At 65.8% G+C, this 8,400-nt stretch carries 11 protein-coding genes; 5 read left to right on the forward strand and 6 right to left on the reverse strand.

The features are described from left to right. From M7H45_RS00635 to M7H45_RS00655, 5 genes are all read right to left on the reverse strand, one after another. Positions 1-253, reverse strand: a 253-nt coding sequence (locus M7H45_RS00635) for a metal ABC transporter permease (protein ID WP_298213660.1), incomplete at its 3' end; no start/stop codon positions are given. Next, positions 253-1,038, reverse strand: coding sequence for a metal ABC transporter ATP-binding protein (locus M7H45_RS00640; protein ID WP_298213661.1), 786 nt, complete (start codon positions 1,036-1,038; stop codon positions 253-255). The genes M7H45_RS00635 and M7H45_RS00640, both read right to left, overlap by 1 nt. Further along, positions 1,035-1,904, reverse strand: a complete 870-nt coding sequence (locus M7H45_RS00645) for a metal ABC transporter solute-binding protein, Zn/Mn family (RefSeq protein ID WP_298213663.1) — start codon at positions 1,902-1,904, stop codon at positions 1,035-1,037. The genes M7H45_RS00640 and M7H45_RS00645 overlap by 4 nt, the downstream gene beginning before the upstream one ends. Before the next feature lie 65 nt (positions 1,905-1,969). Then, positions 1,970-2,614, reverse strand: a complete 645-nt coding sequence (locus M7H45_RS00650; protein ID WP_298213666.1) for a helix-turn-helix domain-containing protein — start codon at positions 2,612-2,614, stop codon at positions 1,970-1,972. Between the two features lie 82 nt (positions 2,615-2,696). Next, entirely contained in the window at positions 2,697-3,071 is a 375-nt protein-coding gene (locus M7H45_RS00655) for a hypothetical protein (protein WP_298213668.1), read from the reverse strand. Positions 3,072-3,314: 243 nt separating this feature from the next. On the opposite strand from M7H45_RS00655, the gene M7H45_RS00660 reads away from it, so the two are divergent. The 5 genes from M7H45_RS00660 to fixJ all read left to right on the forward strand — a co-directional run bounded on the left by M7H45_RS00660 (position 3,315) and on the right by fixJ (position 7,473). Next, positions 3,315-4,130 (forward strand): ABC transporter substrate-binding protein, encoded by an 816-nt coding sequence (locus M7H45_RS00660; RefSeq protein WP_298213671.1) that lies wholly within the window; start codon positions 3,315-3,317, stop codon positions 4,128-4,130. A gap of 52 nt (positions 4,131-4,182) precedes the next feature. After that, positions 4,183-4,893, forward strand: a complete 711-nt coding sequence (locus M7H45_RS00665) for an ABC transporter permease (protein WP_298213673.1) — start codon at positions 4,183-4,185, stop codon at positions 4,891-4,893. Continuing rightward, the gene (gene hisM / locus M7H45_RS00670; RefSeq protein ID WP_298213675.1) at positions 4,890-5,594 is read left to right on the forward strand and encodes a histidine ABC transporter permease HisM; all 705 of its coding nucleotides are present in this window, start codon (positions 4,890-4,892) and stop codon (positions 5,592-5,594) included. The genes M7H45_RS00665 and hisM overlap by 4 nt, the downstream gene beginning before the upstream one ends. 86 nt (positions 5,595-5,680) lie before the next feature. Then, positions 5,681-6,871, forward strand: coding sequence for a sensor histidine kinase (locus tag M7H45_RS00675; RefSeq protein WP_298213677.1), 1,191 nt, complete (start codon positions 5,681-5,683; stop codon positions 6,869-6,871). Continuing rightward, on the forward strand, positions 6,868-7,473 hold the full coding sequence (fixJ, locus tag M7H45_RS00680) for a response regulator FixJ (RefSeq protein ID WP_298213679.1): 606 nt from the start codon (positions 6,868-6,870) through the stop codon (positions 7,471-7,473). The genes M7H45_RS00675 and fixJ overlap by 4 nt, the downstream gene beginning before the upstream one ends. Before the next feature lie 15 nt (positions 7,474-7,488). On the opposite strand, the gene eno is transcribed toward fixJ, so the two are convergent. Further along, positions 7,489-8,400: phosphopyruvate hydratase (gene eno, locus M7H45_RS00685; RefSeq protein WP_298213681.1), on the reverse strand; the 912-nt coding region annotated here is incomplete at its 5' end.

Genomic DNA, 8,400 nt, shown 5'->3' on the forward strand with positions numbered 1-8,400 from the left:
CCGCGTGCCGCGCGCGCAGCGCCGCCAGCCCCGCCGCGCCCAGGAGGCCGAAGAGCAGGAAGCCGGGCAGGGGCGTCCAGCCGAGCAGCAGGCTGCCCGCCCCGCCCGCGCTGCTGACATCCGCCAGGGCATGACCGGCGAAGGCCTGGCCGCGCAGCACGGCGAACAGGCCGAGCGACGCGCCCAGCAGCGCCGCCGCGCCGCCCAGCGCCAGCGCCACCTGCACCGGCCCGCTCTGAAAAAACCCCAGCATCAGGGAATGACCGTCACATGCTCATCCGCCTGGTCCGCTCCGCCCTCCCCCGCCACCACCAGGATGCGGCCATGGACGCGCAGCACATCGATATGGTGGCCGTAGAGCCGGGAGAGCACCTGGGAACAGACCACCTCATCGACCCCGCCGCAGACCGCCCGCCCGCCCGCGAGGTAGAGAATCCGGTCCATCGCCGGCAATAGCGGGTTCATGTCATGGGCGGCGAGCAGCACGCTCACCCCTTCCTCCCGGCAAAGCCGCTTGAGCAAGGAGACGATCCCCGCCGCGGCCTTGAGGTCGAGACTAGCCAGCGGCTCATCGAGCAGGAGGATGGCGGGACGGCGGACGAGCGCATGCGCGATCATCACCCGCTGCTGCTGTCCGCCGGATAGCCGGCCGAGGCGTTGCGCCGCGAAGCTCTCCGCCTCCACCGCCTCCAGCGCCCGGGCGATCGCCTCGCGCCGGCCTCGGCCCGGCCACGGCAAGCCGAAGCGCTGGCCATCCAGCCCCAGCCCGACGAAATCTCGCGCGCGCAGCGGCAGATCCGGGTCGAATTCGAGCTTCTGCGGCACATAGCCGAGCCGCCCGGACGCCTCGACCCTGCCTTGCGCCGGGATCAGCCCCAGCAGGGCGCGCAGCAATGTGGTCTTTCCTGCGCCATTCGCGCCAATCAGCCCGCAAAACCCGCCGCGCGGCAGGGTGAAATCGAGGCCGCGCAGCACCGGCCGTCCGCCCGGCGCGGCCGCGAGACCGGAGACGCTCAGCGCCGCGCCGCTTTCGCTCATGGCCCCGCCGCCAGCGCCTGGGCCAAGGCTCGCGTGGTATGCAGCATCCAATCCTGATAATGGCCGGCGCTGGCGGGCATCAGCTCGTAAACCGGCAGGACCCTCACCCCGTGCCGCTTCGCCAAGGCGAGCAGCGCGGCGGTCTGCGGGTCCGTCACCTGGGCGTTATAGACCAGCACCCGCACCTTGTGGCCGCGCAACAGGGCCTGCTGGGCCGCGACATCCTGCGGGGCGGGGTCGGTGCCGTTCATCACCGCCAGCTCATAAGAAAACGGGGTCATGATCCGCAGCCCGGCGGCGGCGAGCAGCGCGTCCGCCACCGGCTCGGTCACCGCCACCGGGGCCTGGCCGTATTGGGATTTGATCCGCGCCAATTCCTGGTTCCAGGGCGCGAGCGCGGCGTTGAAGGTGGCGAGATTCGCCGCGTACTGTGCTTGATGCGCCGGGTCGCGGGCGGCGAAGGCCGCCGCCGCCGCCGCCGCCACCGCCGGCATGGCCGCTGGCCCGTACCAGAGATGGGGGTTGGGGGTGCTGTCCGGCAAATGGAGGAGCGCCTGGACGCTCAGCACCTGCGCCCGCGTGCCGGAGAGCAGCCTCTTTGCCCAGGCATCGTAACCCAGCCCGTTCTCGACCACGAGATCGGCCCCGCGCAGCGCGGCGGCGACGCCGGGGGTCACCTCGAATTCATGGGGGTCCGTATCGGGGTTGGACTGGATGGCGGCGACACGGACATAGGGGCCGCCGATTTGGGCCAGCACATCCGCGTATTGGCTTTCCAGCCCCACCGCGCGCAAGCCGGTCTGCGCCAGCGCCATATGCCCGGCAAAGGCCAAGGCGAAGCCCCAGCCCCAACGGCGAAGTCTCATCCCCTCCCCCCAAAATCGGCGTCGGCGGGAATGTTATATTATAGCATTCATCCCGTCCAGCCGGGTCAGCCGCAGAGCGCGGCGAGACCCTCGCGGTCCAGAATCCGCAGCTTGCGGGCGGTGACGAGGTGCAGCATTCCCTGCCGGACGAACTGGCCCAGCGTGCGTGAGATGGTCTCGATGGTGAGTCCGAGATAATCGGCGATGTCCTGGCGTGTCATCGGCAGCTCCATCAGCTCCTGCCTTGGCTCCGCTTGCAAATCCAGCAGGAACCCCGCCAGCCTCTGCCCGGCGCTGCCCCGCCCGAGCAGCCGGGCATGGGCCTGGGCGGCCGCCAGGGCGCGCATGGCGTATCCGCACAGCCGCACAGCCGCGTGAGGATCTCGCGCCAGATCCGGCCGCGCCAGCCTCAAAACGGTGCAGGCGGTTACCGCCTCGGCGGAGAGGCCGTATTCCAGCCCCGGCTCGAAGCCGAACACATCGCCGGGTTTATGGAAGACCTCGATCTGCCGCCGTCCATCGGCATGGAAGCGGCAGCCACGCACCAGGCCGTCAACCAGCTTATACATCCAGCGCGCCTCGCCGCCCTCGCGGAAAATCGTCTCATCCGGGGCGAAGCTCAGAACCGGCTGGACCTCTGGCCTTGCCGTCTGGGGCGGCCTCGCCAGGGCTGGCCCGCTCTTTCGCTCTTGCATCATCGAAGCCGACATCGCCGCTCCTCCTCGCTGCAAAGTGAGCCGGCAGATAAGACCGGCGCGCCGCCCCGCGCCATCCGGTTTTCCCCCTACGTAATTATACGTAGGGCCGGCCCTGAGTCCGCTGGGCCCGCACCTGGCTCAGGATCGCCTCGATCAGCCGGTTGTCGAGAATCGGCCACTCCAGCACCAGCCAGAATCCTGCCGCCTCGGCGCGGGCCTGCAAGGCGGCGGTGAGGAGACCCACCAGCAAAATGGCGGGGGCGAGAGCGCCATGCTGGCGCAAAAGCTCCAAAAGGGCGCAGCCATCCGTGCGGGGCGGGTCGTCATGCAGCACCAGGCAGTGGCAGGCTTTCAACACCGGGGAGGAGAGCAGCGCGCCGGCCTCCTGGCAGACATGCACCTCCACCCCATCCAGCGCCAGGGTGAAGCGCAGGGCGTGGCCCACGGCCTCATCACGCGAATGAACCAATACTTTGGCCCCGGAATCAGCCCTCTCTTCTATCTCTGGCACGTCGTTCCATACCCTGCCACGCAAATCGCCAAAACCCCTAGCAAGATTAAACCTCTCCCGCTGAGTTTCCTTGATACAGCGCAACTTCACGGCATTTTAAGGGCCAACTCGGTCGTTGCGCTGGATTTTTAATCAGGTAATGTCATCCGACGCCGCATCCCGGCAGGCGGGCCGGGATGGACGCTCAACATGGGAGACAATATGAATAAATTCATCGCTCCGGCCCTGGCCGCGATTTTCGCGCTCGGCGCCGCGCTGCCACAGGCCGCCTCGGCCAAAACCTTCAAGGAAATCAAATTCGGGGTGGACGCCACCTATCCGCCCTTCGAAAGCCTCTCCCCCTCCGGCGAGTTCCAGGGCTTCGACATTGATCTCGGCAAGGCGATCTGCGCCGAGCTCAAGGTGAAATGCGTCTTCGTCAGCCAATCCTTCGATGGCATCATCCCCGCTTTGCAGGCCCGGAAATTCGACGCCATTCTCTCCTCGATGACCGTGACGCCCGAGCGCGCCAAGCAGATCGCCTTCTCCTCCGAGATGTATGATGAGCCGACCAGCCTGGTTGTGAAAAAGGGCTCCGGCCTGAAGCCCACCGCCGAAAGCCTGAAAGGCAAGACCGTCGGCGTGGAGGCCGGCACGATCCAGGAGACCTACGCCAAGACCTACTGGCAGCCCGCCGGGGTCAAGATCGTCTCCTATCAGGGCCAGGACCAGGTTTATGCCGATCTGCTCTCGGGCCGGCTCGACGCCTCGCTCCAGGATTCGGTGGAGGCGGATTATGGCTTTCTCAAAACATCCAAAGGCGCGGATTATGAATTCGGCGGTAACGCCACCTATGATCCGAAGGATGTGCTGGGCTCCTACATCGCCATCGGCGTGCGGAAGGACGAGACGGAGCTGCTGAAGAAAATCGATTGGGCCATCGCGCAGATGCATAAGGACGGCACCTACGACAAGATCCAGTCGAAATACTTCAATTTCAGCATCTATAATGCCGAGGCCGCCAAGCAGACACCCTGACCCTCCATGAGCCGGCCCCTTTACGGGGCCGGTTTCGCTTCCGGAAATCCGCATGTTCAATCTCGCCGGTTATGGGCCGCAACTTCTCTCCGGCACGGTGACGACGGTGGAGCTTTCCCTGCTCTCCCTGTTCCTTTCCTTCGTCATCGGCCTCATCGGCGCCTCCGCCAAGCTCTCGCGGAACCGCCCGGCCCGTTTCATCGCCACGCTCTACACCACGCTGATCCGCGGCGTGCCGGATCTCGTGCTGATGCTGCTCATCTTTTATTCACTGCAAATCTGGATCAATAATTTCACCGACTGGCTTGATACCCTGCAAAACGCGGTGGATTTCGAACTTCAGCTCGACCCGTTCACCAGCGGCGCGATCACCCTCGGCTTCATCTACGGGGCCTATTTCACCGAGACGTTCCGCGGCGCGTTTCTCGCCGTGCCCAAGGGGCAGATGGAAGCCGCCCGCGCCTTTGGCATGCGGCCCTTTCTGGCCTTCCGCCGCGTTCTCTTCCCGCAGATGATGCGCTACGCCCTGCCCGGGCTCGGCAATAATTGGCAAGTGATCCTCAAAGCCACGGCGCTCGTCTCCATCATCGGCCTCTCCGATGTGGTGAAGGCCGCCCAGGCGGCGGGCCAGGCCACCTTTCGCACCTTTTTCTTCATCTGCATCGCGGGCGCGGTCTATCTCCTGCTCACCAGCCTTTCCAACGGCGTCCTGCTGCTGCTGGAGCGCCGCTATATGACCGGCGTGCGGCAGGCGGTGCTATGATCTACATTCTCGAGCATTATTGGCGGGCTTTTCTCTATACGGATGGCTACCAGATGACCGGGCTCGCCATGACGCTCTGGCTGCTCGTCATCTCCTGCGCCATCGGCTTCTGCCTCGCCTTGCCCCTCGCCATTCTGCGCAATGCCAAAAACCCGCTGCTCTGGGGACCGGTCTGGCTCTATGGCTTCATCTTCCGGGGCACGCCGCTCTATGTGCAGCTTCTGCTGATCTATACCGGCGTGTATGGGCTCCATTTCGTCAGGGAGACGCCGTTTCTCGCCGGTTTCTTCCGCTCCGCGCTCAACTGCACCCTACTCTCCTTCGCGCTCAATACCGGCGCCTACACCACCGAGATCTTCTACGGCGCCATCCGCGACACCGCCTTCGGCGAGGTGGAGGCCGGGCGAGCCTTCGGCATGTCCCGGGCCATGCTCTACCGGCGCATCATCATCCCCTCCGCCCTGCGCCGGGCCCTGCCAATGTACAGCAACGAGGTGATCCTCATGCTGCACGCCACCACCCTCGCCTTCACCGCCACGGTGCCGGATATTCTCAAAATCGCCAATGACGCCTATACCGCCACCTACGCGCCCTTCGACGCGTTCGGCCTCGCGGCGCTCATATATCTCTGCATTTCCTTTGCCCTGATTTATCTGTTCCGCCGCGCGGAGGCGCGTTTTCTCGCCCACCTCGCCGTATAGCCGGCCGTCCCGCCACGGACTCAGGTCATTGTCTGCGACCAAACGTGTGATAGGATGCCCGCCATAACGAAAGGCCGAGCGGAGTCATGCGCGACAGCAGTTCGGACAAAGCCGCCGGCCCCGAGCCGGCGGAAAAAAGGAGTGGCCGCGACGATCCCAGCTGGCTGGACCGCGAGGCGCATTTGCACTCGATTCTGGACACCGTGCCGGATGCCATGGTCGTCATCGACGAGGCCGGAATCATCCAGACCTTCTCCGCCGCCGCCGAGCGGCTGTTCGGCTATGCGGCGGCGGAAGTCGCCGGGCTCAATGTCAGCCTGCTAATGCCCTCGCCTTATCGCGAGCATCACGACCAATATCTCGCCCGCTACCTCGCCACTGGCGAGAAGCGCATCATCGGCGCCTCGCGCGTGGTGATCGGCCGGCGCAAAAATGGAACAACCTTGCCGATCGAGCTTTATATCGGCGAGACGAAAGCGGACCAGGGGCGGCGCGCCTTCACCGGCTTTATGCGCGACCTGACGGAGCGGCAGGAAATCCAAGCCCGGCTGCACGAGCTGCAATCGGAGCTCGCCCATATGTCCCGCTTCACCGCCATGGGTGAGATGGCCTCCACCCTCGCCCATGAACTCAACCAGCCGCTCACCGCCATCGCCACCTATCTGAACGGCTGCAAGCGTCTTCTCGGCCGGGGCAAGGCGGAGAATGAGGCGCTGCTGCGCGAGGGCATAGAGCGGGCGGCGGAGCAGGCGTTGCGCGCCGGACAGATCATCCGGCGGCTGCGGGAATTCGTCTCCCGCGGCGAGACCGAGCGGCGGGCGGAAAACCTGCCGAAGCTGACCGAGGAAGCGAGCGCCCTGGCGATGATCGGCGCGCGCGAGACGGGCATCGGGGTCAGCTTCGTCTTCAGCCCGGAATGCCCCCTGGTCATCGCCGATAAGGTGCAGATCCAGCAGGTGCTGGTGAATCTGATCCGCAACGCCATGGAAGCGGTGCAGGAAAGCGAGACCAGGGACATCCTCGTCACCACCCGGCCCCAGGCGGATGGGCTGGTGCGGGTCGAGGTGGCGGATACCGGCCCCGGCATCGCCCCGGAGATCAGGGGGCGGCTCTTTCAACCTTTCATCACCAGCAAGAGTCAGGGCATGGGGGTGGGGCTTTCCGTCTCGCGCACCATCGTCGAGGCGCATGGCGGGCGGCTCTGGGCGGAGCCGCGGCCGGGCGGCGGCACGCTGTTCGCCTTCACCCTGCGCGCGCCTGGCGGGGAGGGACGATGAACGGCGCGGTGGTGCATCTGGTGGATGATGACGAAGCCGTGCGCCAGGGCCTCGCCTTTCTGCTCATCAGCGCCGGCTTCACCGTCCGCGCCCATGAATCCGCCCCCCGCCTGCTGGAGCGCGTGGTCCCCGGCCAGCGCGGCTGCGTCATCACCGATATCCGGATGCCCGGCATGTCCGGGCTGGACTTGCAGCGCGAACTGGCGGCGCGGCGCATCGCCCTGCCGGTGATCGTGATGACCGGCCATGGCGACGTGCCGCTCGCGGTGCGGGCGATGAAGGAGGGCGCGGTCGATTTCATCGAAAAACCCTTTACGGATGAAACCCTGCTCACCGCCGTGAACGAGGCTCTGATCCGCTGCCCGCGCGCCGCCGGGAGAGGCGCGGCCGTGCAGGCGCGGCTCGCCAGCCTGACCCCCCGCGAACGGGAGGTGCTGGAGGCGCTGGTGCGGGGCCTGCCGAATAAGATGATCGCCTATGATCTGGGCATCAGCGCCCGCACGGTGGAGGCCCACCGCGCCAATCTCATGGCCAAGATGGAGGCGGGCAGCCTGCCGGAGCTGGTGCGGATGGCGCTGGCCGCCGGGGCGCCGGAACCGTGACGGAGTTTTTGGGGATCAAACCCGGCGCAGGAAGGGGCCGTAATATCGGGCGGTGCCGCCCAGCTCCGCCTCGATGCGGATGAGCTGGTTGTATTTGGCCGTCCGGTCGGAGCGCGCCAGCGAGCCGGTCTTGATCTGGCCGCAATTCGTCGCCACGGCGAGATCGGCGATGGTCGCGTCCTCGGTCTCGCCCGAGCGGTGGGACATCACCGCCGTGTAGCCGGCGCGCTGGGCCATCTCCACCGCCTCCAGCGTCTCGGTCAACGTGCCGATCTGGTTGACCTTGACCAGGATGGAGTTGGCGATGCCCGCCTCGATGCCGCGCTGCAACCGCTCGGGATTGGTGACGAACAAATCATCGCCCACCAGCTGGACCTTGCCGCCCAGCCGCTCTGTCAGCGCCTTCCAACCGGCCCAGTCATCCTCGGCGCAGCCATCCTCGATGGAGGCGATGGGGTAGCGGGCGCAGAGATCGGCCAAGTAGTCGATCATCTGACCTGCATCGAACTTCCTACCCTCGCCTTCAAGGTCATAGATGCCGTTCCTGAAGAATTCCGTGGAGGCGCAATCCAGCGCGAAGGTGATATCCTCACCCGGCTTATAGCCCGCTTTTTCGCAGGCCTTGGCGATGAAGCCCAGCGCCTCGTCGGCGGAGTTCAGGTTCGGGGCAAAGCCGCCTTCGTCACCGACATTGGTGTTATGCCCTCCCTCGGCCAGCAGCTTCTTCAGCGTGTGAAACACTTCCGAGCCAATCCGGACAGCCTCGGCAATCGAGGATGCACCAATAGGCTGAATCATGAATTCTTGGATGTCGATGGGGTTGTCGGCATGCTGGCCGCCATTGACGATGTTCATCATCGGCACCGGCAGAGTACGGGCCGAAACGCCCCCAATATAGCGGTAGAGCGGCAGGCCGTTATCCACCGC

The sequence above is a fragment of the Acidocella sp. genome (assembly GCF_027352905.1).
Classification (GTDB): domain Bacteria; phylum Pseudomonadota; class Alphaproteobacteria; order Acetobacterales; family Acetobacteraceae; genus Acidocella.

Bases quoted from the DNA above. Each gene is read 5' to 3' on its own strand.
- hisM (WP_298213675.1), top strand. From the start codon at position 4,890: ATGATCTACATTCTCGAGCATTATTGGCGGGCTTTTCTCTATACGGAT.
- fixJ (WP_298213679.1), top strand. From the start codon at position 6,868: ATGAACGGCGCGGTGGTGCATCTGGTGGATGATGACGAAGCCGTGCGC.
- M7H45_RS00675 (WP_298213677.1), top strand. From the start codon at position 5,681: ATGCGCGACAGCAGTTCGGACAAAGCCGCCGGCCCCGAGCCGGCGGAA.
- M7H45_RS00645 (WP_298213663.1), bottom strand. From the start codon at position 1,904: ATGAGACTTCGCCGTTGGGGCTGGGGCTTCGCCTTGGCCTTTGCCGGG.
- M7H45_RS00660 (WP_298213671.1), top strand. From the start codon at position 3,315: ATGAATAAATTCATCGCTCCGGCCCTGGCCGCGATTTTCGCGCTCGGC.
- M7H45_RS00640 (WP_298213661.1), bottom strand. From the start codon at position 1,038: ATGAGCGAAAGCGGCGCGGCGCTGAGCGTCTCCGGTCTCGCGGCCGCG.
- M7H45_RS00650 (WP_298213666.1), bottom strand. From the start codon at position 2,614: ATGTCGGCTTCGATGATGCAAGAGCGAAAGAGCGGGCCAGCCCTGGCG.
- M7H45_RS00665 (WP_298213673.1), top strand. From the start codon at position 4,183: ATGTTCAATCTCGCCGGTTATGGGCCGCAACTTCTCTCCGGCACGGTG.